General features: G+C 71.3%; 17 protein-coding genes and 1 pseudogene. 9 read left to right on the forward strand and 9 right to left on the reverse strand.

What is annotated here, in order from left to right:
- The first annotated feature begins 30 nt into the window (after positions 1-30).
- The 5 genes from AB0D18_RS24515 to AB0D18_RS24535 all read left to right on the forward strand — a co-directional run bounded on the left by AB0D18_RS24515 (position 31) and on the right by AB0D18_RS24535 (position 5,357).
- A complete protein-coding gene (locus AB0D18_RS24515; protein ID WP_362422307.1) occupies positions 31-669 on the forward strand; it encodes a winged helix-turn-helix domain-containing protein in 639 nt (212 codons plus the stop codon).
- Between the two features lie 173 nt (positions 670-842).
- Positions 843-2,117: a sensor domain-containing protein gene (locus tag AB0D18_RS24520; RefSeq protein WP_362422310.1), complete on the forward strand. Its 1,275-nt coding sequence runs from the start codon at positions 843-845 to the stop codon at positions 2,115-2,117.
- Positions 2,102-2,746 (forward strand): response regulator transcription factor, encoded by a 645-nt coding sequence (locus AB0D18_RS24525; protein WP_362422313.1) that lies wholly within the window; start codon positions 2,102-2,104, stop codon positions 2,744-2,746. Before AB0D18_RS24520 ends, AB0D18_RS24525 begins: the two co-directional genes overlap by 16 nt.
- 261 nt (positions 2,747-3,007) lie before the next feature.
- Positions 3,008-3,772 (forward strand): trypsin-like serine protease, encoded by a 765-nt coding sequence (locus tag AB0D18_RS24530; protein ID WP_362422316.1) that lies wholly within the window; start codon positions 3,008-3,010, stop codon positions 3,770-3,772.
- An 82-nt stretch (positions 3,773-3,854) separates the two neighbouring features.
- Entirely contained in the window at positions 3,855-5,357 is a 1,503-nt protein-coding gene (locus AB0D18_RS24535; RefSeq protein ID WP_362422319.1) for a DUF1996 domain-containing protein, read from the forward strand.
- A gap of 35 nt (positions 5,358-5,392) precedes the next feature.
- Here AB0D18_RS24535 and AB0D18_RS24540 read toward each other — a convergent pair whose 3' ends face one another.
- On the reverse strand, positions 5,393-5,800 hold the full coding sequence (locus AB0D18_RS24540) for a hypothetical protein (protein ID WP_362422322.1): 408 nt from the start codon (positions 5,798-5,800) through the stop codon (positions 5,393-5,395).
- An 88-nt stretch (positions 5,801-5,888) separates the two neighbouring features.
- Between AB0D18_RS24540 and AB0D18_RS24545 the strand changes: the two genes are divergently transcribed.
- A complete protein-coding gene (locus tag AB0D18_RS24545; RefSeq protein WP_362422325.1) occupies positions 5,889-6,479 on the forward strand; it encodes a rhomboid-like protein in 591 nt (196 codons plus the stop codon).
- 57 nt (positions 6,480-6,536) lie between these two features.
- Complete coding sequence (locus tag AB0D18_RS24550; protein WP_362422328.1) at positions 6,537-7,355, forward strand: tyrosine-protein phosphatase; 819 nt, start codon at positions 6,537-6,539, stop codon at positions 7,353-7,355.
- Here the strand turns inward: AB0D18_RS24550 and AB0D18_RS24555 are convergent.
- A complete protein-coding gene (locus tag AB0D18_RS24555; RefSeq protein WP_362422331.1) occupies positions 7,342-7,875 on the reverse strand; it encodes a GNAT family N-acetyltransferase in 534 nt (177 codons plus the stop codon). The two genes, AB0D18_RS24550 and AB0D18_RS24555, sit on opposite strands and share 14 nt — an antisense overlap.
- A gap of 54 nt (positions 7,876-7,929) precedes the next feature.
- Here AB0D18_RS24555 and AB0D18_RS24560 point away from each other — a divergent pair, with 54 nt between their 5' ends.
- Positions 7,930-8,646: a DUF4230 domain-containing protein gene (locus tag AB0D18_RS24560; RefSeq protein WP_362422334.1), complete on the forward strand. Its 717-nt coding sequence runs from the start codon at positions 7,930-7,932 to the stop codon at positions 8,644-8,646.
- A gap of 17 nt (positions 8,647-8,663) precedes the next feature.
- Here AB0D18_RS24560 and AB0D18_RS24565 read toward each other — a convergent pair whose 3' ends face one another.
- From AB0D18_RS24565 to AB0D18_RS24595, 7 genes and pseudogenes are all read right to left on the reverse strand, one after another.
- A complete protein-coding gene (locus AB0D18_RS24565; protein ID WP_362422336.1) occupies positions 8,664-9,392 on the reverse strand; it encodes a TetR/AcrR family transcriptional regulator in 729 nt (242 codons plus the stop codon).
- Between the two features lie 84 nt (positions 9,393-9,476).
- On the reverse strand, positions 9,477-10,562 hold the full coding sequence (locus AB0D18_RS24570; RefSeq protein ID WP_362422339.1) for a PDR/VanB family oxidoreductase: 1,086 nt from the start codon (positions 10,560-10,562) through the stop codon (positions 9,477-9,479).
- 3 nt (positions 10,563-10,565) lie between these two features.
- The gene (locus tag AB0D18_RS24575) at positions 10,566-11,480 is read right to left on the reverse strand and encodes a metal-dependent hydrolase (protein WP_362422342.1); all 915 of its coding nucleotides are present in this window, start codon (positions 11,478-11,480) and stop codon (positions 10,566-10,568) included.
- Between the two features lie 112 nt (positions 11,481-11,592).
- Complete coding sequence (locus AB0D18_RS24580; protein ID WP_362422522.1) at positions 11,593-13,482, reverse strand: hypothetical protein; 1,890 nt, start codon at positions 13,480-13,482, stop codon at positions 11,593-11,595.
- Positions 13,483-13,912: 430 nt separating this feature from the next.
- On the reverse strand, positions 13,913-16,057 hold the full coding sequence (locus AB0D18_RS24585; RefSeq protein ID WP_362422345.1) for an NB-ARC domain-containing protein: 2,145 nt from the start codon (positions 16,055-16,057) through the stop codon (positions 13,913-13,915).
- Between the two features lie 183 nt (positions 16,058-16,240).
- Entirely contained in the window at positions 16,241-21,520 is a 5,280-nt protein-coding gene (pulA, locus tag AB0D18_RS24590) for a pullulanase-type alpha-1,6-glucosidase (RefSeq protein WP_362422525.1), read from the reverse strand.
- Positions 21,521-21,877: 357 nt separating this feature from the next.
- Positions 21,878-23,269, reverse strand: a pseudogene (locus AB0D18_RS24595) (alpha-amylase family protein); the annotation flags it as partial.
- Between the two features lie 275 nt (positions 23,270-23,544).
- On the opposite strand from AB0D18_RS24595, the gene AB0D18_RS24600 reads away from it, so the two are divergent.
- Positions 23,545-24,363, forward strand: a complete 819-nt coding sequence (locus AB0D18_RS24600; protein WP_362422348.1) for a class I SAM-dependent methyltransferase — start codon at positions 23,545-23,547, stop codon at positions 24,361-24,363.
- Positions 24,364-24,568 lie beyond the last annotated feature (205 nt).

Consider the following 24,568-nt stretch of genomic DNA (forward strand, 5'->3'; position numbering starts at 1 on the left):
GCCTCCTTCGCGCGAAAGAGCCGACCAGCCATGGCGAACCCCACCCGTACCACCCGCACTTTCCCCGCCTCGTCCGTCGCGGCGAACGCCGTCCAGCGGCGGGCCGTCCACGAACCTCTGCGGCCCCCTTCGCACCGGTTGCGGGCCGTCGACCGCGACGAGGTGGCTCCGTCGCCCTCGCCCCTCCTCCCCCTCCGGCCGGCCTTCGACGTCGCCGACTACCTTCCGCCGGGCGCCACTTGGCTGCCCGCCCCGCAGCACACGCTGCCCGCGCTGCCGGGCCGTCCGCCGATGGTCGGCTACCTGGTGCTCGTACCGGCGGACCAGCAGCAGGCTCCACAGCCTGTACTGGTCCAGGAGACCGCACCCGCCCCCGCACGGCAGCAGGACGGTGCCGTACGGATCGACTCCTCGCGGCGCATCGTCGAGGTGGACGGGCGGGTGCTGGACCTCACGTACCTGGAGTTCGAGCTGCTCGCGCACCTGGTCGCGCACCCCCACCGGGTGCACACCCGCGACCAATTGGTGACCACGGTGTGGGGCTACGGGCACGTCGGCGACGGCCGCACCGTGGACGTCCACATCGCCCGGCTGCGCCGCAAGCTGGGCGCCGAGCACCGGCGCAGCATCCAGACGGTGCGCCGGGTGGGCTACAAGTACGCACCGTAAGCGCGGGTGGGCTACAAGTACGCACCGTAAGCGGCTGCGGTACGGGTCCGCGCACCCGGTGGTGCTAGGTACACCCCGCTCCGGGTGCCCGGCCCCATGTCCCGTCCCTCTCCACCGGCGACACTGTGGGGGTACCCGGCGCACTGGCCGCGGACGGAGAGGGACCAACCACCATGAATGCCATCAAGATACGTGCGTCAGTCCTGGCCGGATTCCGCGGTCTCGGCCTGTCGCTCATCACGGTCGCCGTCTCGGTCACCCTCTTCACCCTCGCCATCGTCTCGATCGCCTTCGTCGGGCTCGGCATCGGCGTCTTCACCACGCCGCACGTGCTGGAGGCGGTCCGCAAGTGGGCGAATTACCGGCGGCGGCTGGCGGGCACCTGGTCGGACGTGCGGATCGCGATCCCGTACCGGCCGCTGCCCGCCGATGCGCGCACCGGGGTGACCGGGGTCGTCGAGCGGACCACGCTGATGCTGAAGGACCCGGCGACCTGGCGGGACATCCAGTGGCTGCTGGTCGACATGTTCGCCGGGTTCCCCACCGCGGTCTTCCCGGCGCTGCTGCTCTGGTACCCGGTCGAGGGGGTCGTGCTGGCGGCCGGTCTGTGGCGGGTGTTCGAGGACGACCCGTACTGGTATGCCTTCATTCCGGTCAGCGACCAGGTCACCGGGCTGCTGGCCGCCGCACTCGGCATGGTGCTCCTCGTCATCGGGCTGCGCTACAACACCACCCTGCTCCAGGCCCACTTCCGGCTCAGCAAGTACTTCCTCGCGCCGACGAAGGAAGCCGCGCTCACCCAGCGCGTGGAGAAGCTGACCGAGACCCGGTACGACGCGCTGGACACCTCGGCCGCCGAACTGCGCCGCATCGAGCGGGACCTGCACGACGGGGCGCAGGCCCGGCTGGTCGCCATGGGCATGAACCTGGGCACCATCGAGGCGCTGATAGAGAAGGACCCGGCGCAGGCGAAGAAGCTGCTCGGCATGGCCCGCGCCTCGTCCGCCGAGGCCCTCACCGAGCTGCGCGACCTGGTCCGCGGCATCCACCCGCCGGTGCTCGCCGAGCGGGGACTGGGCGACGCCGTACGGGCGCTGGCGCTGCGGCTGCCGGTCGAGACGGAGGTCACGGTGGACCTGCCGGGGCGCTCCGAGGCGCCGGTGGAGTCGGCGGCGTACTTCGCGATCAGCGAGGTCCTCACCAACGCGGTCAAGCACTCGGGCGCGGACCGCATCTGGATCGACCTCCACCGGGCCGGCACCGGGGCCGACGGCATGATCCGCGCCTCGGTCACCGACAACGGGCAGGGCGGGGCGAGGATCGGCGGCGGCTCCGGGCTGAGCGGGGTCGAACGCCGACTCGGTACATTCGACGGTGTTCTGGCCGTCAGCAGCCCCGCAGGCGGTCCCACCATGGTGACCATGGAGATTCCTTGCGCGTCCTTCTAGCCGAAGACCTCTTCCTGCTCCGCGACGGCCTGGTCAGGATGCTCGAAGCGTTCGACTTCGAGGTCCTGGCCGCCGTCGAGACAGGGCCCGAACTGACAAAAGCATTCGCCGAGTTGGAGCCGGACGTCGCCGTCGTCGACGTCCGGCTTCCGCCGTCCCACACGGACGAGGGCCTGCAGTGCGCGCTGGCCGCCCGCCGGGCGAGACCCGGACTGCCCGTCCTCGTACTGTCGCAGCACGTCGAGCAGTTGTACGCGCGCGAGCTGCTCGCCGACGGCAACGGGGGCATCGGGTACCTCCTCAAGGACCGGGTGTTCGACGCCGAGCAGTTCGTCGACGCGGTACGGCGGGTGGCGGGCGGCGGCACCGCGATGGACCCGCAGGTCATCCAGCAGCTGCTGTCACGGCGGGCGCAGGACAAGCCGATAGGCCAGCTCACCCCGCGCGAGAAGGAGGTGATGGAGCTGATGGCACAGGGCCGCTCCAACGCCGCCATCGCGGGCCAGCTGTTCGTCACGGAGCGGGCGGTGGCCAAGCACACCTCCAACATCTTCGGGAAGCTGGACCTGCCGGTGTCCGACGACGACAACCGGCGGGTCCTCGCCGTGCTGGCGTACCTGGACCGGTAGCGGGAAGAGGCAGGGGCAGTGGGGGCGGCCGGGCGGTGGGGCGGTCGGGCAGTGGGGCGGCCGGGCAGTGGGGCGGTCGGGCAGTGGGGGCGGTCGGGCAGTAGGGGCGGTCGGGCAGCGGAGATGGGCGACAATCGGCCAGCTCGTGCATACCCTGTCTCCGGCGTGACCTGTGCGTGACCTGCTCGGCAGGGATTTCGGATTTCGGCGTGAGAGGGGCTGCCCGACGTGCGTGACCGGTGGATGCGGAGGTCCGTGGCCATGACCGGCCTCCTGACGCTGTTGTCGCTGGCCACTGCGTGCGGCGGGCCGGTGGCGTCCGCGCCCCGGCTGGATCCGGGGGTGTCTCCCACGCCGCAGAAGTCCGCCGCCGTGATCGACTATCCGCCGTTCATCGGGGTGCTGGTCGACGGCGAGGAGCACTGGTGCACGGCGAGCGTCGTGGACAGCCCCAAGGGGAACATCGTCGTCACCGCCGCCCACTGTGTGTACGAGGAGGAGGGCACGGAGCCGCGGAAGATCTCGTTCGCCCCCGGGTTCTCCGGCCAGGGCAAGGGCAAGCAGCCGTACGGGGCGTGGAAGGTCCGGTCCGTGCAGGTCGACGACCGGTGGCAGGAGCAGGAGGACGACCCGTACGACTTCGCCTTCCTGACCCTGGAGCCCGACTCCCAGGGCCGCGAGGTCCAGGAGGTCGTGGGCGCCGCGGGCCTCGACTGGGAGTCGGAGCCGCAGCGGCAGGTGACGGTGATCGGCTACCCGGAGCCCGACCACAACCCGGACAACCGGCCGGTCACCTGCACCACCGACAGCAGGATCGACAAGGATCTGCCCGGCATGCTGCAGATGCGGTGCGCTGGCTTCTGGAACGGGACCAGCGGCAGCCCCTGGCTCACCGACTACCGGGGCCCGGACAAGCCGGGGAAGCTCATCGGGGTGCTGAGCGGCGGCGACACCGACGCGGAGTCGACGGCCGCGCTTTTCGGGGCACCTGCGCGGGCCCTTTATCAGCGGGCGCTGAAATCGTGAGCGGAAATAGCTGAACGCGGGCTGAACGCGGCGTCGCCCGCGTACGTATAGGACTTCGCCCGGAAGAAAGCGAAGGCCTTTCATGCAACACAAGCGTTCGAAATTGGCGAACAGGACGATCGCCGCCAGTGCCGCACTGATTCTCGGCGGGGGCACCATGGTCGCCCTGAATGTGGCCGCCTCGGCCAGCGAGGATCCGCCCGCCCAGGCGGCTTTACCGTCCGGACCTCGTATGGCGACCATCGGCTGTCCGGATGTCGCCAACGCACTCCCCGAGGTGCCGGAGGGAGCGCGGCAGGAGGTCGACCGGGAGCTGGCGGCGATGGACAGCCAGATCACCGAGGCGTACCGGAAGTTCGCGGATGCGCGGGGCGGTCCTCAGGGTGGGCCTCAGGGTGGGTCTCAGGACCAGGGCTCCGTGCTCGGGCCGCTGAAGGACGAGCGGACCGCTTCCCTCGGCCGGATCGCCGACGCCGTGGAACGGCAGCCGGAGGCCGACCGCCCGCAGGGGCTCGACGCACTGGCACCGTGCACGCTGCGGGCCGGTGAGCAGCAGGACACCGCCCCCGACGGCAGCCGGCAGGGTCAGGACCCCGACGGCAAGCAGACCGGCGGTCAGCAGGGCGACGACCGGCAGAGCGGCGGCCCGCAGAGCGGCACCCCGCAGGGCGACGACCGGCAGACCGGCACCCCGCAGGGCAACGGCCCCTCCGCCTCCGACTTCGTCGACATCCGCTCCGTACGCCCCAACGTCCCGCGCGCACAGAACCGCCGCACTGCCTCACGCGGCACCTTCACCACCGCCTGCGGCCGTAACGAAAACGGCAAATTCAATCCCGACAATGTCATCGTCGCGCCCGGCGTGAGCAATGGCGCTCACCATATGCACGACTACGTCGGAAATCAGGCCACCGATGCTTTCGCAAGTGACGACACACTCGCCGCCGGTGCGACAAGTTGCCGAAATCAGGGCGACAAATCCACGTACTACTGGCCCGTACTGCGTCTGCAGAACGGAAAGGCCGAAAACGACGCCGGAGCGGACGGCGGCGGAAAGGACCAGAACACCGGCGAGATCCAGACGCCGTCCCGGGTGACCCTCGATTTCGTCGGGAATCCGACCGGCCGGGTGACCGCGATGCCGCGCTTCCTGCGGATCATCACGGGCGACGCGAAGGCGTTCACCAACGGCGATGCGAACGCCAACGCTTCGTGGAGCTGCACCGGGTTCGAGAACCGGCAGCTGAAGAACAAGTACCCGATCTGCCCGCGCGGCAGCCAGGTGGTGCGCACCTTCAAGTTCCAGAGCTGCTGGGACGGCAAGAACGCCGACAGTGCCAATCACCGCACCCATGTCGCGTTCGCCCGGTCCAACGGTGCGTGCGGGCTCGGCTTCCGGCCGATTCCGCAGCTCGTGCAGCGCATCGTGTACGCGGTGCCGCCGGGGCCCGGATTCGCGGTCGACTCCTTCCCCGAGCAGCTGCACAAGCCGGAGACCGACCACGGCGACTTCATCAACGTCTTCGAGGAGAAGCTGATGCGGCGGATGGTGGACTGCATCAACGACGGCCGGCGCTGCCAGTAGCAGCAGCCCCGGCGTGAACCCCCGTACCTGCGCGGTCAGCTCCCGTGATGGCCCCCCGTGTGCCCTTCCCCGCTCCCCGAGTGGTGCACGCCGGTCGTCACCGTCCCCCCGAGCCGGCCGCGCAGCTCCGTGACCACCTTCTCGTCCCCGGCCGCGACCCACTTGCGGCCGAGGAGATAGTTGCCGCCGTAGTCGTTCGCCGCGTCGAGCCACTCCTGCTGCCCCCGGTCGGTGGCGAACGTCGCGAGGACGTAACTCCCCGTCTCCGTCCGGCAGTTGGCCTGCCTGATCTCGGCCGCTTCGGTCCCGATGTCCGGTACGCAGCCCGCCTTCGCGGCCAGTTCCTCCAGGGTCTGGGCCGCCTCTTGCGGTTCCGGCGGCGGCCCGTCGCATCCCGCCATCAGGACCAGAGCAACCAGGGCACCCGCCACTCGCTTGCGCATCCGCCCATCGTGGCGCCACACCATTTCCCCTGGGCCGGAACCGCCGTTTCTGACACCGCCGTTACGCCCCATGCGCGATCATGCCCCCATGCACTTCCCGGACCTTCCCGTGCTCGCCCCCGCCTACGTCGGCGGCGTGCAGCTCGGCGCCCTGGCCGCCCTCCGCCATCTGCCCGATGCCGAGCGCCAGGACTTCCTGCGCGGCTGCTCCACCAATGTCGACCAGCTCGCGGCGGGCCGCTGGGACACCCTTCTGACCAGCGCGGTCGTCGTCGAGGAGCCGATGCCGCTGCCGTACGTGCTGCTGCTCCTCGCCGTACTCGGGTACGCGGAGTACGCGTACGGCGCCTGGTGGGCGGCCGGGGTCTTCCTGCTCGGGCACAGTGCCGCCTCGCTCCTCGTGTACGGCGGACTGTGCGCCACCGGCGCCGACCCGGCGACCCGCTCCGCCGTGGACGTCGGCACCAGCTACGGCTTCAACGCGGTCCTCGGCGCGCTCACCGCGGCCGTGCCGTCCGGCCCGCTGCGGTTCGCCGCCCGCGCCGGACTGCTCGTACTCGGGGCCCGCCCGCTCCTCAACCGCGACCGCCCGACCTTCACGGACGTGGGCCACTTCGCGGCGCTCGCCCTCGGTGTCGGGCTCGGATCCGCGGTCGCCGGGCCCCGCCGGGCCGCCTGACCGCGGGCCACGTACGGTGGCGGGAAACCCCTCGTCAGCAGCAGGAGCCCCGCCGCCATGACCGCACTCGCGTCCACCTCCGTCGCCAATCTCCGCGACCTCGGCGGCCTCCCGCTGTCCGGCGGGCGCACCGTCCGCCCCGGCCTCGTCCTGCGGGCCGGGCAGCTGGACCGGATGGACCCGGCCACCGACCCGGTACTGGCCGGCCTGGGGATACGTACGATCGTGGACTTCCGCAGCGACGCCGAGCGGGCCGACTACCCGGACCGGGTGCCGGCCGGGGCCCGCCTGGTCGTCGCGGACGCGCTCGCCGACACGATCCGCTCCGCCGTCGCGCGCGGCGACTCCGACGACAAGCCGGCCGCGGCCCAGCTGAAGCACATCATGTCCGACCCGGAGCTGGCCGAGGAGCACCTGGGCGGCGGCCGGGCCCAGGCCCTGTTCGCGGAGACCTACCGGGCGCTGGTGTCGTCCGGCTCGGCGGTCGCCGCGTACCGCAGCTTCCTGACCGAGCTGGCGGCGCCGGACGCCGGCCCACTGCTGTTCCACTGCACGGCGGGCAAGGACCGCACCGGGTGGGCAGCGACGATCGTACTGACCCTGCTGGGGGCCGACGCGCAGACCATCGAGACCGAGTACCTGTCGGTCAACCCGGCGGTGCGCGCCGCCTTCGAGCCGCTGATCGAGGGCTTCGTCGCGAAGGGCGGCGACCCGGAGATCGCGCAGGCGGTCATCGGTGTCGTACCGGAGTACCTGAAGACGGCGCTGGCCGAGGTGGACGAGAAGTTCGGCTCGATGGAGGCGTACGTACGGGACGGACTCGGCATGTCGGACGAGGCCGTGACCCGCATCCGCGAACGCCTCACACAGGCCTGAGCAACTCCTTCTCCAGCAGGGTCACCGCGTAGGAGGGAGCCCCGCCCGGGGCCTCCTTCGCCGCGTTCTCACCGGTGACCCGGTAGCCCGCCGCCTCGTAGTACGTACGCAGCCGCGGGTTGTGGGACACGCAGTCCAGCCGGGCCAGCCCGCGGCCCGACTCCGCGATCCGGGACTCGGCGGCGGCCAGCAGCGCCCGTCCGAGCCCCGCCGGAGCGTTCTGCCTGTCGGTCATCAGCCGGTGGACGTAGCCCGCGACCGGCGGCTGCACGCCCCAGGCCCCCTCGTCCTCCCACCAGAGTTCGTACGCACCCACCGCACGCCCCTCCAGCTCCGCCAGCCACACCTCTCCCTCGCGTATCCGCCGTGCGAAGTGGGCGCCGTCCTTCTGGCCGGGCTTCCACTGGTCGATCCCGTGCTGCTGCATCCAGCGCGCCGCCCCGTCGTGGAGACGGACGAGTGTGGTGAGGTCCGTGTCGTCGGCGGGGCGGAAGGTGAGGGGCGCGGTCGTGTCGATCATGCGGAGTACGGTAACCGCCGCGTGAGCGGGCCCCGCAGAGGGCACCCGTCCCCCATGGAACGCACCGACGCGCGCACGGACCGTTCGGAAGAAGAGCCGGGGGCCGAGCCTCGGCCCGCCCCCGCCCAGCCGCCCCGCCGCCGCATCTCCCTCTGGGTCAAGATCCCCGCTGTGCTGCTCGCCCTGGCCGCCGTCCTCCTCCTCGGCACCCGGCTGTTCCTGATCCCCGGTCTCAGCACTCTCTTCGGCACCGAGACCAAGGACCGCACCGGGCCGGCCGTCCTCAAGTCCCTTCAGGACATGAGCAGTTACGAGGCCGCGGTGGGAAACTTCCAGGTGGTGGTGGACCTGGAGAAGGACGCCGCGTTCCTGCCCGACGCGATCCGCGGCACCCGCACCCTGTACGTCGGCGCGGGCACCGTCGGCGGATCCGTGGCGCTGGGCGGGCTCGGCAAGGACGACGTGACGGTCGACAAGGACCGCACCACCGCCACCCTCCGTCTCCCGCACGCCACGCTCGGCAGGCCGGCCCTGGACCCGGACCGCTCGTACGCCGTGTCCAAGCAGCGCGGCCTCCTCGACCGGCTCGGCGACTTCTTCTCCGACAACCCGAACGACGAGAGGGCCGTCCAGCAACTGGCCGCCAAGCGCATCGGCGAGGCGGCGAAGGACAGCGGACTGACCGCCCGCGCCGAGAAGAACACCACGAGCATGCTCCAGGGCCTGCTGCACTCCCTGGGCTTCAAGAACGTGACGGTCACCTACAAGTAGCCGTGGCCACAACGGAGTTACTCGGAAGGACCTCGCTGCTCCGGCACCACAGGCAGGAGCGGCGCCAGCGCCGTGATCCGGGCGAGGAGTTCGCCGAAGGGGCCGTCCGCGGGCTCCTCGGCCAGTATCCGCAGCACGATCTCCGCCATCTCCGCGTCGTACGCCGCGCTCACCGCCATCAGCGCCGCGAAGTCATGGACGAGCTGCAACTCCAGCTCGCCGCGCGGGATGTGGCGCCCGTCGAGCCAGATCAGCGCCGTCGACTCGGCGAGCGAGACCCACGAGCGGACGACGAGTGCGAGCCGGGCGGGCGGCTCGCCGATGCCGAGGTGGGCGAGGATCTGCTCGTACGCGGCCTGCCGCACCTCGTCGATCATCGCGTTCGTCGTGGAGGAGCCGACGGCGGGGCCGCCCCGCATCAGGGCGGAGAAACCGGGGCCGTGCTCGTCGACGAAGCCGAAAAAGCGGCCCATCACCCGCAGCAGACGTCCGCCGAGCGGGCCCTCGTGCGGCTCCTGGAAGCGGGCGGCGAGCTCGTCGGCGGCCCGCCGCAGGGCCGCTTCGTACAGGCTCTGCTTGCCGGGGAAGTAGTGATAGACGAGCGGGCGCGAGATGCCCGCGGCGGCGGCTATCTCGTCGATGGAGACTTCGTCGGGAGAGCGATGGCTGAACAACTCCAGCGCCACACCGATCAGTTGCTGCCTGCGCTCTTCGACGCCCATCCTGCGGCGCACCCCGGTCGTCATCGCACCAGCCTAACCGGCGGGCCCCCGTTGAGGGACCCCCGGGGGCCGGTCCGGATCTTCCCCGGCCCCCTCCGCCTGCTCTGCCTAGAGGTCGAGGACCAGGCGTTCTCCGCGCGCCCGCGAGACGCAGATGAGCAGTGAGTCGGCCCGCTCGGAGTCGGTCAGCAGCTCGTCGCGGTGGTCGATCTCGCCCTCGATGACGCGCTGCTGGCAGGTACCGCAAAAGCCCTGCTCACAGGAGTACGAGACGTTCGGGACCAGCGGTTTCACGGCGGCCAGGATCGAGGAGTCGGCGGGCACGGTGACGGCGGCGCCGGTGCGTCGCAGTTCCACCTCGAAGGTTCCGGAGCCACCGGCGTGCGCGCCCGGCGCGAACCTTTCGACGTGCAACGAGCAGTGTTCCGGCAGTGATCCCTCCACCGCCCCCAGCAGACCCTCCGGGCCACAGCAGTAGACAGCCGTCCCCTTGGGCACTGAGGCCACCAGGGCTGCCAGGTCCGGGAGTCCGTCCTCGTCCTCGGCGACGACGGTGACCCGCTCGGGCCCGCCGAGCTTCTCGACCTCCTCCAGGAAGGGCATCGACGCCCGGCTGCGGCCCCCGTACAGCAGCTTCCATTCCGCTCCCGCCGCCTGTGCCGCACGCAGCATGGGCAGTACGGGGGTGATGCCGATGCCGCCCGCGACGAAGACGTACGACGGGGAATCGATGAGGGCGAAGCGGTTGCGCGGCCCGCGGACCTCGATCTCGGAGCCCTCGTGGAGCTGCTCGTGCACCTCGCGCGAGCCGCCCCGGCCGCCCTGCTCCTCGGTGATGACGCGGGTGGCGACGGTGTACGAGGCACGGTCGGCGGGGTCGCCGCACAGCGAGTACTGGCGGACAAGACCCGACGGAAGGACCAGGTCCAGGTGCGCGCCCGGCTCCCAGCCGGGCAGGTCGCCCGCGTCCATGGCCTCCAGGTGCAGCTGGACGACACCTTCGGCGGGTTCGGTGCGTCCGCTGACCAGGACGCGGGCTCCGCCGGGGCGGCCACGGGTCCCGGATATGGGCTCTTCCAGGGCGGGCAGGGGCCACAGCGGGGCGCGCCGGATGCGGGCGCGCAGAGCGCGGCGGGTGACGACGGCGAGCGAGGCGGCTCCTGCCGCGATCAGGTACGTACGGGCGCGGGGCATGGGTCAGGAACCTCCGGAGGTGCGGGCGTCGGCGGCCAGCGCGGCGGGGGAAGAGGCGAGGTAGGCGACGGCCTGGGCGGTGCTGCCCTCCTGGGAGGGGTGGTAACTGCGGCTCAGGTAGCGGGGGATGGACTTCAGCATGGCGCCGGGCGTCGGCAGCACGCCCTGTCGGCCGCCGCGCACGAGCTCCTTCAGGGTGGCCTTTCCGGTGCCGCCCAGCGTCGGATCGTTCTCCATGAAGAAGCGGGCGCCGCGCTGCCAGAGGAAGACGAGCGCGGTGAACGCGGTCGCCCAGGTGCGGGCCCTGCGCCGGTAGCTGCCGTCGACGTGCTGGAACAACTCGAAGGCCACGGAGCGGTGTTCGACCTCCTCGGCGCCGTGCCAGCGCAGCAGGTCGAGCATGGTGGGGTCGGCGCCGCGCCGGTCCAGCTCGTCGGCGTTGAGCACCCAGTCGCCGAGGAAGGCGGTGTAGTGCTCGATGGCCGCGATGATCGCGATGCGTTCGAGCAGCCACCACCGGCGCGGTCCGCCCGGGGGCAGGGTGCGGTCGCCGAGGAGCTTCTCGAAGAGCCAGTCGACCTGGGCGGTGTAGGGGGTGGGGTCGAGTCCCTGCGCCTTGAGGTGCGGCAGGACGTCGTCGTGGGCCTGCGAGTGCATGGCCTCCTGCCCGATGAACCCGATGACGTCCTCGCGCAGTCGGTCGTCGGTGATCAGTGGCAGTGCCTGCTTGTAGACGTGCACGAACCAGCGCTCCCCGGCCGGGAGCAGCAGGTGCAGGACGTTGATGGTGTGGGTGGCGAAGGGCTGGCCGGGGAGCCAGTGGAGCGGGGTGTCCGCCCAGTCGAAGGCCACCCGGCGGGCCTTGAGCGGCGTCCACTCCGACGCCACCGGGACCGACCCCTGCTGCGTATTAGACATGGCGTCAATGTACTGACGGGTACGACCTTGGCAACAGGTGTGTGCGGCCAGAACTTTGAGAGCGGGAGCCGCAGGGTGATGGGAGCTACCGGGAGCCGCAGGGCGATGGGAGCTACCGGAGGGCGTTCACCTTCGTCCCGTCCTTGAGCTTCCCGGTCAGGTTCGCCTGGGCGCCTCCCCCGGCGGGTACGGCGAGGACGTTGCCGTCCGAGGAGCCCCGTACTCCCCCGCGCACGGACACCGAGGCGACCTTGTCGTTGCCGGCGGCGAGGAGGTACCACTTCCCGGCCTTCGACTTCCACATCACACCGGCCAGGACTTCGGGGCCCTTCGCCCCGCACGCCGCCGTGTTCTCGGCCCGCGCGACGATCGCGCCCGGTGCGCTCCGGCTGGTGCCGGGCTGCTGGAACTGGGCGAGCACCTGGCTGCCCGGTCCCTGCCAGGTCTCGGCGCGGGTGCACAGCCAGCGCGCGGTACCGTTCGATTCGGGCAGGGTCTGACTGGCGTACGCCCAGGAGTTGACGCTGCGGACGCCGTGCGAGCGCAGCGTGGGGAGCAGGCAGGCGGTGTGCGCCCAACTCGCCCTGTCCGACACCGACTTGAGGTCGGCGGGGGCTGCGGCGGGGCCTGCGGTGAGCCGGGCCGGGAGGAGTTCGCCAAGGTCGGTGAGGGTACGTGTGCCGGAGCTGTCGCGTACCTCCATGGCGTCCCAGGTGCGGCAGTCGCGGGCCATCGAGGAGGCGGCGACCGGGGCGGTGACGCCGTCGGAGGTGCGCCTCAGGGCGCGGGGCGCGGCGGTCGGGGCGAGGAGGTCGCGCACGGAGACCTGGTCGGCCCAGGGGGCGGTGAGGTAGCGGACCGTGGTGGCGGTGCGGGTGACGACGATCGCGTTCGCGGTGGCTTCGGTGGCGCCGTCGACCCGGGCGAAGTCCACGCCGGTTCCTGCCCTGTCGCTGTCGGCCCCGTCGCCGGCGCCGTTGGCGGGTTCCGCGTACCGGACAAGGCGCAGGCCGTCGTGGAGCAGGACGACCCTGACGCCGTCCAGCTCGCCCGCGTACAGCAGCTGCGGCGGCCCCATCGCGGGGCCGGTGGGGGTGCCGGGGGTGGCGGAGACATGGGTGGTGCTGCTGGGGGCCGCCCACTCGGCGAGGGCGCGGCGCAGGAGTCCGGCGTCGTCGGCGAGGGGGCCACGGGCGGGCCACGCGGAGAAGTCGGTGCGGTCGGCGCTCTTCCAGGCGGCGGGCTCGGTGCGGGTCAACTGGCTGGGATCCAGGGCCAGTTCACCGGCCGGGTTGGACGCGCCCGGCCTGTTCTCGGCCGTCGCGGTGAGCACCACCGCGCACACCACGAGGGCGGCGAGCACGGCGAGGGAGGCCCGGGTGTGCTGGCGGCGGCGCATCAGGTCGGTGGGGCGGGCCTGCAGCGAGCACGGGTCGAACTCGGCGGACTCAAGAAGCGCGGACGGCTCGACGGTGTCGGCTTCGGCGAGCGCGGCGTCCGGCTCGGCGACCTTGGCGGCCCTCAGCACGCCTCGTACCGCATCGTCGTCCAGCCGTTCCAGACCGCGCAGTACGTACGCGGCGCGGCCCGCACCGCTCAGGGCGGCGAGCCTCTGGTCCAGGGCGAGTTCGTCGGCGCCGCCCGACTTGGGGAACAGTCGCAGCCCCCACACCTGCGGCAGCAGCGGCGGCAGCTGGGCGCGCTTGGGCCACGCCTTGCGCAGCAGCGGCGGCTCGGCTTCGAGGGCCTGGCGCAGTACCTGCTGCCGTACGAAGGCGTGGCCGCGCTCGCGCGCGGAGGACTCGCCGGGGCGGGCCTGCTCCTCGGTGCCGCGCGGCACCGGGATTCCCGCTGCGGTCTGTGAAACCTGTGAGGTCTGTGACGTCTGCGGGACCTGCCCGGTCCGGCCGCGCGGCAGGGCGCGCTGTACGAGGGAGTGCGCGGTCAGGACGCGCCGGTTGCGGCCGAGGTGCGGGGGCAGCACGAGGTAGGCGAGGCGCACGAGACGCGGATAGTGCTCGACGAGCGCGGCCTCGGCCTGCTCGACGCCGACGGCGACCGTCGGGGCGGCAACCGTCGGAGCCGCTGCGGGCGGGGCCTTGTCCGTGACGGTGGCGTCGGTGGGCTTGCGGGGGCGGCTGATGACATCCTGTGGGCGTCGCACATTACGCAGAACGAGCGATTCATCCGATGGTCACCCATGAGTTTCGCCGAGCAGTTCCCGGGTGTGCCGGCCGAGGGCGGGGGCCGGTGCGCGGAAGGTCTCCAGCCCCGCTCCGAAGGTCACGGGAAAGCGGGCCTGCGGGCAGGCGGCGGGGTCGGTGCGGGTGCTGAACAGCCGGCGGGCGGTGGTGGACGTTCTGCATGCTTCCGGTCAATGGCTCCACGCATCACGGAACTCCGCTCCGGCGGCCGGGCGCCCGGTGGCGAGGTCAGGAATGTGGCCCCAGGAGCGCCCGCGCCAGGGCGGATTCCTGGTTGGCGGTGGCTCCTTCCGCGTAGGCGCGCTCGTAGGCGGCGCTGCCTATCGCGGTGCGGGCCTGGTCCTCGCACTGTGCGCGGATCGGGGCCAGTTCGGGGGTGCCGCGCTGGGGGTGGCCGATCTGGCTCCAGTAGGTGTGGCCGGTGCCGTAGACACGGGCGGCCCGTTCGCCGTCGCCCTGGGCTGCGAGTGCGGCGGCGAGCAGGTCGAGGCCGAGTGCGATGCCGAAGCTGTCGTCGAGCCGGTACTTGGCGTCGACCGTCGCGCGCGCGTACGCCGCCGACTCGGCGGGGCGGCCCTGGAGGAGGGCGATGAGGGAGAGCTGGTAGTCGGCGTAGGAGCGGGCCCAGCTCTCGCCCCGTTCGGTACAGATCCGCCGGAGCTCGGTGGCCGCGACCTCCGCGTCCGCGAGCTGCCCCATCCCGGTGAGGGCGAAGAGCCGTACGAGACGGCAGCGCAGCTGCGACGGCGAGGAGAAGGGTTCGCCGGGGCGGGCGGTGAGGCAGCGGTCGGTGACCGTGTGGGCGGCGCGGGGGCGGCCCATCATGAGGTACGTGAGGCCCAGGAGGTACGCCGCCGAGAGCATGTCCTCGGGGTCCTTGGCCTGCCAGGCGGCGAGCGCACACTGTTCGCCGAGCCGGCGCGCGGTTTCGTGGTCGCCCTGGAGCACGTGGGTGATGCCGAGCGCCCAGAGGACGCGGGAGCGGTGCGGGTCCGGCGGGCCTTGCGGGTCCGGCGGGCCTTGCGGGTCCGGCGGGCCTGGCCGGCCCGGCGTGGTCCGTGGCTCCGGGGTGTGTCTTTCCAGGGCCCGGGTCAGGTAGGTGCGGGCCTCGTGGAGGCGGCCGCAGCAGCTCCAGAAGAAGCCGATCCGGCCGGCCATTTCGAGGGCCGCCCCGGGGTCGTTCTCCAGGAGGTGGTCGAGGGCGGCGCACAGGTCGGCGTGTGCGGCGCCGATCCGCTGGTACCAGACGGTCTGCTGCGCACCGAGCCAGCCCTCGTCGGCGCGGCGGACCAGGTCGGCGTAGTACGCGGCGTGCCGGCCTGCCACCCCACCCGTCTCCCCCAGCTCGCCGAGCCACATCGCGCCGTACTCGCGCAGGGTGTCGAGCATCCGGTACGTGCCGTCGGACTGCTGCCGTACGACGGACTTGCGGGTCAGCCCTTGCAGGGCGCGGGCCACGCCGTCGCAGTCGAGGGGGCCGCCCGCACAGATCTCGCGGGCCCCGGCCTCCGCGAAGCCGCCCCGGAAAACGGAGAGGCGGGCCCACAACAGCCGCTCCTGCGGGGTGCACAGTTCGTGGCTCCAGCCGATTGCGGTACGCAGGGCCCGGTGGCGCGGTGGCCAAATGCCGTCCTGGGCGAGGACGTCGAGCCGGGCGGAGGGACCGGCGGTCAGCCGGTCGGCGACGTCCTGCACCGTCCGCGCCGCGTCCCGGCCCGCGTCCCGGCCGCCGTCCTCCAACTGCGCACAGGCCAGCTCCAGGGCGAGCGGGATGCCTTCGAGGTGGGCGCAGACCGCGGCGACGGCCTCGTCCGCGGCCGGGTCGTCGAGGACGAGTCCGGGGAGGGCCTCGCGCGCCCGGTCGAGGAAGAGCGCCGCCGCGCCGTCCGCCCCGTGCAGGGGCAGCGGAGGTACGTCGACCAGGAACTCGCCGCGTGAGCCGAGGGGCTGGCGGCTGGTGGCGAGGACGTTCAACTCCGGGACAGTGGTGAGGAGTTCGGCGACGAGGTGGGCGGTGGGGGCGGTGAAGTGTTCGCAGGAGTCGAGGACGACGAGGAGGCGCTTGCCCTGGAGCCACTCGCAGAGGGCTTCGGCGGGCATGCGGAGGGTGTGGTCGGCGAGGTCGACGGCGTCGGAGACTGCGGCGACGAGGAGCGCTTCGTCGCGGAGGGGGGCGAGATCCACCCACCACACGCCGTCGGGGTAGCGCGCGTTGACCTGTTGCGCGGCGCGCAGGGCAAGGCGGGTCTTGCCGACGCCGCCGGGGCCGGTGAGGGTGACGAGGCGGTGCGTGCCGAGGGCGTGGGCGACGCGGCGCAGGTCGGCCTGGCGGCCCACGAAGCTGGTCGACTCCTCGGGAAGGTTTCCCAACACGGGGTCATTCTGAACTACTTGGGGGCGGGCGGAGCTGGCTCCGCGTGGGGGCTAGGGGGCGGCGGCGTCAGCCGCCCAGGGGGCTAGCGGGGTAAGGGGCAGGCATTTAGGGGCGCGGGGAACTGCGCGACCAGCCACGACGCACCCGCACGATGCAATCCCGCCCCACCCCGCCCCCAGACCTCACCTCACACTGAAGACCCCCACCGTCCGCCCCGGCACGGCAAACGTGCCCGAACCGACCTCGTAGGACGACTGCTTCACCACCGCATCCGCACCCCCCGCCTGCACCGGATGCAGCCCGTAAGCCACCCCCGCCGCCCCCGGCACCACCTGCCTCTGCGTATCCGGAGTCGCGTTGAAGACCACCACCAGCTTCCCGAGCCGCATCGTCACGACCCCCGGTGTCTCACTCTTCCCGGACAGCGGGAAGGAGAGGGCCGTCTGCACCTGCCCCGCCGTCGCCAGGCTGAAGTCCGGCTCCGTGGTGCGGATCTTCAGCAGATCCCGATAGGCGGCCGAGGTGCCCTCGATCTCCGCACACCCCACCTTCAGCGTCTGCGTCGAAAGCAGCGGCTTCCCGAAGGCCCACTTTGATCGGTTGTCCGCCGCCATCGGCAGCCCGCGCCCGAACCCGTTCCCGTCCCGGCAGTCCCAGTGGATCGCGTTGAACCAGTCCCCGCTGTCGTAGGAGTTCCGGTCCAGCGACTTGGACCGCAGCAAGTCCGTCCCCGCCTGGGACAGCGCCGGTCCCTGCGAGAGGGCCGCCGTCGCCATGGAGAGCACCTGCATCCGGGCCCGGTCCGCCGCCGCCGTCCTCGCCGGCAGCTTGAAGGCGAGTGCGTCGTACAGCGACTCGTTGTCGTGCGCGTCCGCGTAGGCGAGCGCGTCACCGGGCGCCGCCGCGTACCCCGCCGGAGCCCCGTTGTAGTCGACCTCGGACCCCTTGACCGTACGGCCGCCGCTGTCGGTGAAGGAGAAGTCGGCGAGGTTCCCGGTCAGCCCCACCTTCACCAAGTCCTGGTAGTGCAGCAACCGGGCCCGCTGCTCCTGCGAAGTCCCGTTCGCCCTGGACCCATTGGGATCGGTGAACAGCCCGCTCCCGAACCCCTGCACGCCCGGGTCCTCGTCGAAGGGCCCGCCGCCCCGCACCGCGTCCCGCGACCGGTCCGAGAAGGTGGCGATTCCCGTCCCCGCCATGTTCTTCTGCGTGGCCTGTACGAAGCGTGCGTCGTCGGCGATCTCGCCGAAGTTCCAGCCCTCCCCGTACAGCACGATGCTCTTGCCGTCGACGCCGTCCTTCGCCACGGTCAGCGCGTCCAGCGCCTTTCGTACCGCGAGGATGTTGGCCTTGGGGTGGTGGCCCATCAGGTCGAAGCGGAAGCCGTCGACCTTGTACTCCTTCGCCCAGGTGACCAGCGAATCCACCACCAGCTTGCCCATCATGGCGTTCTCGGGCGCGGTGTTGGCGCAGCACGTCGACGTGGCGACGGAGCCGTCCGCCGTCAGCCGCTGGTAGTAGCCGGGCACGATCCGGTCGAGCACCGACTTGTCGGACTGGCCGGCGGCGACGGTGTGGTTGTAGACGACGTCCATGACGGTGCGCAGTCCGGCGCCGTTGAGGGACTGCACCATCTGCCGGAACTCGACGGTGCGCTTCGTCCCTTCCGGGTCACTCGCGTACGACCCCTCGGGGACGGTGTAGTGCAGCGGGTCGTACCCCCAGTTGTACGCGTCCTTCCCCGCGGCCTTCCCCACGCACGCCTGCTGCTCCTCCGAGTCCGGTGCGTACGAGGCCAAGTCGCATGCGGGGGTGGCCTGTTCGGACTTCTTCTCGGGGATGGTGCCGATGTCGAAGACGGGCAGCAGATGCACGTACGAGGTCCCCGCCCCGGCGAGCTTCCTCAGGTGCTGCGAGCCCTTCGATTCGCGGTCGGTGAAGGCCAGGTACTGGCCCGGGTGCTTTGAGGTCCTGTCCCCGATCGAGAAGTCCCTGACGTGCAGTTCCTGGATCTGCGCGGTGCGCAGCGGAACGGCCGCGGGCTTCTTCAGCGTGCCCCACCCCTTGGGGGCGAGCGACGGGTCGGCCAGGTCCACGACCAGGCTGCGGGCGGAGTCGGTGGTGAGGGCGGTCGAGTACGGGTCGGTGACCTGGTTGGTCACGACCTTCTGGACGCTCGGCGCCCACACCTTGATCTCGTAGCGGTACGGCTTGCCCGTCCAGCTCCGGTCCCCGGTCGCCGACCAGACGCCGCTGCGGTCGTCGCGCCGCATCGGGACCTTCTTTCCGCCCAGGTCGAGGACGACCTGCTGTGCGGTCGGCGCCCAGAGCGACAGGGTCGGCCTGCCGTCCCGGAAGACGGGACCGAGCGACGCCCGGGTGGCGCGGGCACCGTACGTGGCGTCGAGGACGCCGGGTATCTGGACTCCGGTGGCAGCCAACAGGGCGCCGTTCGCGGCCCGTTGGGTGGCGATGAGCTGCCCGCGCAGCGCCTCGTCGACACGGTCGCGGTCACGTACGTCCACCGTGAACGCCGGGTAGTCCTTGAGGTGCGGGTACCTGGCCTTCTGGGCGTCGCTCAGCGTGCCCGGTGCGAGCCGCAGCCAGCGGCCCTCGTCGTTCAGCGCGCCGTCGACGACCTTGATGCCGCCGTCGCGTGCGTACACGAGCTGCTGGCTGGTCGCCCCGGTCGCTCTGACCTTCCACACCACCGTGTCCCGGTCGATCCACTGCGCCTCGGCCTTGGCGAGGTCGAGCGAGCCCGCTCCCCCGGCCTGCGGCAGCACGTACTTCGGCTCCCCCGCCAGCGCCCACACTTCGTGTCCGTACGTCGCGAGGTCCAGCGACTGGTCGGTGGGGAGGTCCTTCTCGTCGCCCTTGTGCAGGATGTAGCTGAGCGAGGTGGCCCCCGCGACGAGCGGGACCTCGTACGTCACTCCGTACGCGTCCTTCTTCACCGGCTGGAGCGGCTTGGCCCAGTCGGTCGGGTCCTTGGCGCCGGTCCAGACGTGCAGGCCCCAGCCGTCGTAGTTTCCGTCCGCACGCTGGAGGTGCAGGACCGCCTTGGTCTTGTCCTGCGGCGGATACGTCCCCTCCGGGACCTTGGTGCGCTGGCCGTCCTTGCCCTGCTCGACCCAGACCTCACCGGTCGCGGCGAGGTCGATACTGCGGGCAGGACCGTCGGCGGTGCCGTTCTTCTCGACGGTGTACGGGAACGAGGTCGCGCCCTCTGCGAGCTTCACCCACGCGAAGGCACCGTAGGCGTCACGACCGCTGAACACACCAGTACCGGCAGGGGACTTGAGCTGCCAGCCGTCATAGTCGCCGTCGGCGCGCCTGTAGTGGACGACCGCGTACGTACGGTCCCCGGCGCGCGGCTTCTCGGGCGGCGTCGGCTGCCCCGCCGTCGTCGAGGCGAGGGCACTGGCCGTGCGTCCTGCACTGTCCACCACAACTGCCTTGTACCGCAGGGCGGTTTCGGCATGCGCCTCTTCTGCGTCAAGGTACTGGGTGACCTTGTACGGGGCGTGGTCGGCGGAGCCGAGCGTGCGCCAGGGGCCGTTACCGACCTGGGCGGCGAAGACGACCCGGTTGAGCTGCCCGCCGGTGGGCGCGGCCTCGATCTCGACGGTGCCGGTGGCTCCGGCGGCCGGGGCCTTCAGAGTGAGGGCGGGGGCGGTGGCCGGGGCCGGGAGGGGCCGCTCGGCCTGGAGCACGAGGCTGGAGAGGGCGGGGACGGTGACCTTGACCTTGCGGTCGGCGGTGCTGCGTACGGCCTCTGAACCTCCGTAGATGGTACGGAAGTTGGCGTTCGCCGACCCGGTCGGAATCTCGACGGTCTTCGGCTCGGCGGCGTTGTTGGTGGCCACCACGTACTCGGCCTTGCGCTTGGTGTCCGTACGGGAGAAGGCGTAGACGGAGCCCTCCGCGTAACGCTCCTCCTGTACGCCGTCGCGCAGGGCGGGGTGCGCCTTCGTCAGCTTCGACAGGGCGGCGATCGACCGGTAGACGGGGTGCGTGGTGTCGTACGCGTCCAAGGCGTGGGTGCGGTCGGTGCCGAGCTGGTCGTCGTCGAGGTAGTCGGCGGTCTTCGAGGCGAAGAGGGTCTGACGGGAGTCCTTGTCGCCGCCCGCGCCGGTGAAGCCCTGCTCGTCGCCGTAGTAGATGACGGGGTTGCCGCGCCCGAAGAACATCAACTCATTGGCGAGACGCGCCCGTTGGACGAGCTCGGCATCACTCGCCTTCGGGTTGTCCTGCTTGAGGAAGGTGCCGATGCGGCCCATGTCGTGGTTGCCGGTGAAGGTCACCTGCTCGTACGCGTTGGCCTTGTCGGTGGTGTAGCGGTAGTCGGCTCCGTACGCCTTGGCGAGCTTGTCGGCGCCGCCGCTCTGGGAGGCGTACCCGCGCAGGGCGTCCTGGACGGGGAAGTCGAGGGTGGCGTCGAGGCGGCCGCGGGTGACGTACGGGGCGGTGGCGGCCGGGTTGGAGTCGTAGATCTCGCCGAACATGAAGAAGTCGTCGCGGCCCTGCTTCTTCGCGTACGCGTCGAGAGCGGTCGCCCATTGGGTCCAGAAGTCCATGTCGACGTGCTTGACGGTGTCGATGCGGAAACCGTCGATGTCGAAGTCGCGGACCCACTTCTGGTAGATCTTCGCCATCCCGTCGACGACCTCGGGACGCTCGGTCCACAGGTCGTCGAGGCCGCTGAAGTCGCCGTACTCGGCGCTCTCGCCGGCGAAGGTGGAGTCGCCGCGGTTGTGGTACATGAGGGGGTTGTTGAGCCAGGCGGGGGTCTTGCGCTCACCGGCTCGGGGCACCGGGGTGTACGGGAAGGAGTCGCCGTCGACCTGGCCGCTCTTCACGCCCGCGCGGTCGTCGAAGGGGCGGCCCGACTTGTCGAGGTAGGGGTAGGCGCCCTTCGGCCGGTAGCCGTACTTCTTCTCCGCGTGGTCGACGGTGTCGGCGGTGTGGTTGGTGATGACGTCGAAGAAGACCTTCATGCCTTTGGCATGGGCCTTGTCTATGAGGGTCTCCAGGTCGGCGTTGGTCCCGAAGTGGGGATCGACCTGGGTGAAGTCGGTGATCCAGTACCCGTGATATCCGGCGGAGGCGTCTTTCCCCGCCCCCTGCACGGGCTTGTTCTTGAAGATCGGCGCCATCCAGATGGCGGTGGTCCCGAGCCCCTTGATGTAGTCGAGCTTGCTGGTCAGCCCCTTGAGGTCGCCGCCCTGGTAGAAGCCCTTGTCGGTGGGGTCGAAGCCGTGGTCGAGCCGCGAGCCGGTCAGCCCTCCGCGGTCGTTCTTCGCATCCCCGTTCGCGAACCGGTCCGGGAGGACGAAGTAGAACTGGTCCCGGGTGAGGTCGTGGCGGGCGGGCGTGGCAGCGAGTTTCGCGTCCGCGGGGGGCGGGGGCGGCTTCGGAGCGGCGAAGGCGGGGGCGGTGGGGGCGAGGGCGGCACACATCGCTATGACCACGGCGAGGGTGGCGGCTCTTGGGAGGGGGCGGGCTGTCACGGGACGAGGTCTCCTCTAGTAGGGGGTTGGGGATGTCGGGGTCGTGCGGTCGCGGAGGGGCGTGCTCCGCGTGGGGGCCGCCCCCTTGCCCACCCGTCCCGCCCCCGGGGGCGGCCCCGCTGCCCAAGGAGGCTAGGAGGCTAGGAGGCTAGGAGGCTTCAAGGGGGCTGGGAGGTAAGGGGCGGCAGTTGGGGGCGCGGGGAACTGCGCGATCAGCCACGACGCGCCCGCACGACGACCCACCCCACCCCACCCCGCCCCGCCGGCCACGCCTCCGCAGATGCGAACCCACCTCCCCACGGATCAGCAGCTACGTGCGCCCACGTGCAGCGCCACCGCCGTCCCCGGCGCCACGCTCGCGGCAAAGCGTCCCGACCCGTCCACCGTGACCGCCCGACCGCTCTGCACGTCGCAGTAGTTCCCACCGGGCAGCCCGGTCTGGAAGGTCCGGGCCAGGGTCGCGCCCTCGTGATTGATCACCACGTACGCCTTGTCACCGCGCCCGAAGCCGATCTGACTGCCGCCGTTGTCCCACCACTGAGTCACCTGCTGACCCTTCGCCGCATTGCGGAAGCCGACCATCGAGGAGATCTCGCGCCAGTTGTGCTGGCACTTCCAGCCGTCCGCGTAACAGGCGTTGACCTGACCGCCGTTCGGCGGACCTGCGTCCTTGTCGCTCCACTCGTACCCGGAGTGCACGTCCGGCGCCCCGTACGGCCACGCCAGCATGAAGACGTTGGCGAGCGTGTAGGCGCTGCCCGCCTTGTAGTTGAGGGTGTCGCCGCCGCGCTCGGTGTCGTGGTTGTCGACGAAGACGGCGGACTTGCCCGACTCCATGAAGCCCCACCCGGCACCGTAGTTCTTGAGGTAGGCGAGCTTCTCGCCCCCGGTGAAGACCTGCTTGAGCCCGCGCGCGTACCGGAACTCCTGCACGTCGCCCGTGCCGAGGTACTCGCTCGGTGAGACGGCCTCGCCGCCCCCGTAGATCGCCTCCTGCTTCCAGTACACCCCGGGGTTGCTCAGCTTCCCCTTGATCGCGGCGAGATCGGCGGCCGGCATGTGCTTGGCGGCGTCGATGCGGAAGCCGTCGACGCCCAGCGAGAGCAGATCGCTCAGGAACCCGGCGATCTTCGTACGGACGTACTCCTCGCCGGTGTCGAGGTCGGCGAGCCCGACGAGTTCGCAGCTCTGGATGTTGAACCGGTCCTGGTAGTTGCTGATCGGGGCGCGGCAGTCGTCCAGGTCGGCGCCCGAGTAAAGGCCCGGGTAGTCGTACTTGCGGTACGCGGTGCCGCCCGTGCCCGTACCGTCGCCCGCCGCAAGGTGGTTGATGACGGCGTCGGCGACGACCTTGACGCCCGCCGCGTGGCAGGTGTCGACCATGCTTTTGAAGGCGGCCCGGTCCCCGAGCCGTCCCGCGATCTTGTAGCTGACGGGCTGGTAGGAGGTCCACCACTGGCCGCCCTGGATGTGCTCCTGGGGAGGGGAGACCTGGACGAAGCCGTACCCGGCAGGACCGAGGCTGTCGGTGCAGGCACGGGCGACGGACGCGAACTTCCACTCGAAGAGCACGGCGGTGACGTCCCGGTCACCGGGGGGTGCGGCTTCGGCGGGGGCGGCGGGCACACCGACGAGAGCAGTGCCCGCCAGCACGGCGGCGAACGCTGCGGATATGGCAGACGGGAGTCTGCGGGGCATGGGGATTCCTCCTGCGTGGGGGGAGGTGCGCGGCTCTGAATGTTCATCGGGAAGTTCACGCTGCATGTTCTTGCTGAAAGACAGCAGCAACTTCTTGCAGGGTGACGGTACGAGGGGCCTCAGGAGTGGTCAACCCCTTGCGCACGACAAGAACTTGAAAGCCGTGAAAGTTCGAACGATTCCACAAAGAGGCAGGTCAGGGCCGGGCCGTACGGAACCATCGCCCCCTTCGCAACCCACGGGCGCAGGCGCAGGGGAGCGCATAGGTTCGGGGCATGACGACGACAGCGCAAGAAGCATTCCTGCGGGCCTTCCACGCCGAGCAACCCGCCGTGACGGCCGACGCGTTCGGGGGCGGACGGGCTGCGGACGGCCGGTCCAGTTACGAGATTCTGTGTGAGCGGGTCGCCGGGAGCAGGCGGGTGCTGGACCTCGGTTGCGGGGACGGCCTGCTGATGGAGCTGCTCGCGCGGACCGACGGGCGGCGGATCACCGGGGTGGACCTGTCCCCCGAGGCGCTGGCGCTGGCACGGTGCCGGCCGGCGCTGGCCGGGGCGACGCTGCGGGAGAGCCGCGCCCAGGACCTCCCCTTTGCCGACGACAGCTTCGACGCCTGCGTCTCCCACATGGCGTTGATGCTGATGGGAGACGTCGATCAGGTCGTCGCGGAAGTGGCCCGGGTGCTGGCTCCCGGATCCACGCTGGCCTGCGTGATGGGCGGTGGCGCCGTGGGCGGCGAAGCCTACGGGCTGTTTCTCGGGCTGCTGAGGCCGGTGCTGGACGGGACTCCTGCCGCGCAGCGCATCCCGGCGCTGGGAGACAAGAGGACACGGAGCCGTGACGGGCTCGACAGCATCCTCGGACCGGCCGGATTCACGCCGGTCGACTGGGAGACCGTCCCCATCGACCTGAGTGGTCCCGCCGAGCAGGTGTGGTCGGCCGTGTCGGGCGTCTACGACGTCGGGCCCCTCGACCCGCCCACCGTCGCGTCCTTGCGAGAGACGTTCCTCGCCGGGGCGAAGGAGCTTGCGCTGCCGGACGGGCGCATCCCTTGCGGGATGAAGGTCCATGTCGCGACGGCACGTTTGCGGTGAGGCGCGCGAGGAGCCAGTCGCCGGGAACCATGCGGGTACGGGCGGCCGTTGGCCCGGCATGGTCCTGATGCTGACAGTCCCTCTGCTCATGGCGTGCGTGATCGTCGTGCCACTCCTGCTGGCCGGTGCCCGGCGGCTGGTGCTGCGTACCGGGCGTCCCGTGTGGCTGCGGAGGCTCGTGGCGCGTACGACGACGGGCGGTGGC

Source organism: Streptomyces sp. NPDC048442 (genome assembly GCF_040651475.1).
Lineage (GTDB): Bacteria > Actinomycetota > Actinomycetes > Streptomycetales > Streptomycetaceae > Streptomyces.

What these genes read in the sequence shown, in the direction of transcription:
- AB0D18_RS24515 (WP_362422307.1), top strand. Translation starts at nt 31, where the DNA reads ATGGCGAACCCCACCCGTACCACCCGCACTTTCCCCGCCTCGTCCGTC.
- AB0D18_RS24520 (WP_362422310.1), top strand. Translation starts at nt 843, where the DNA reads ATGAATGCCATCAAGATACGTGCGTCAGTCCTGGCCGGATTCCGCGGT.
- AB0D18_RS24530 (WP_362422316.1), top strand. Translation starts at nt 3,008, where the DNA reads ATGACCGGCCTCCTGACGCTGTTGTCGCTGGCCACTGCGTGCGGCGGG.
- AB0D18_RS24535 (WP_362422319.1), top strand. Translation starts at nt 3,855, where the DNA reads ATGCAACACAAGCGTTCGAAATTGGCGAACAGGACGATCGCCGCCAGT.
- AB0D18_RS24540 (WP_362422322.1), bottom strand. Translation starts at nt 5,800, where the DNA reads ATGCGCAAGCGAGTGGCGGGTGCCCTGGTTGCTCTGGTCCTGATGGCG.
- AB0D18_RS24545 (WP_362422325.1), top strand. Translation starts at nt 5,889, where the DNA reads ATGCACTTCCCGGACCTTCCCGTGCTCGCCCCCGCCTACGTCGGCGGC.
- AB0D18_RS24550 (WP_362422328.1), top strand. Translation starts at nt 6,537, where the DNA reads ATGACCGCACTCGCGTCCACCTCCGTCGCCAATCTCCGCGACCTCGGC.
- AB0D18_RS24555 (WP_362422331.1), bottom strand. Translation starts at nt 7,875, where the DNA reads ATGATCGACACGACCGCGCCCCTCACCTTCCGCCCCGCCGACGACACG.
- AB0D18_RS24560 (WP_362422334.1), top strand. Translation starts at nt 7,930, where the DNA reads ATGGAACGCACCGACGCGCGCACGGACCGTTCGGAAGAAGAGCCGGGG.
- AB0D18_RS24565 (WP_362422336.1), bottom strand. Translation starts at nt 9,392, where the DNA reads ATGACGACCGGGGTGCGCCGCAGGATGGGCGTCGAAGAGCGCAGGCAG.
- AB0D18_RS24570 (WP_362422339.1), bottom strand. Translation starts at nt 10,562, where the DNA reads ATGCCCCGCGCCCGTACGTACCTGATCGCGGCAGGAGCCGCCTCGCTC.
- AB0D18_RS24575 (WP_362422342.1), bottom strand. Translation starts at nt 11,480, where the DNA reads ATGTCTAATACGCAGCAGGGGTCGGTCCCGGTGGCGTCGGAGTGGACG.
- pulA (WP_362422525.1), bottom strand. Translation starts at nt 21,520, where the DNA reads ATGTGTGCCGCCCTCGCCCCCACCGCCCCCGCCTTCGCCGCTCCGAAG.
- AB0D18_RS24600 (WP_362422348.1), top strand. Translation starts at nt 23,545, where the DNA reads ATGACGACGACAGCGCAAGAAGCATTCCTGCGGGCCTTCCACGCCGAG.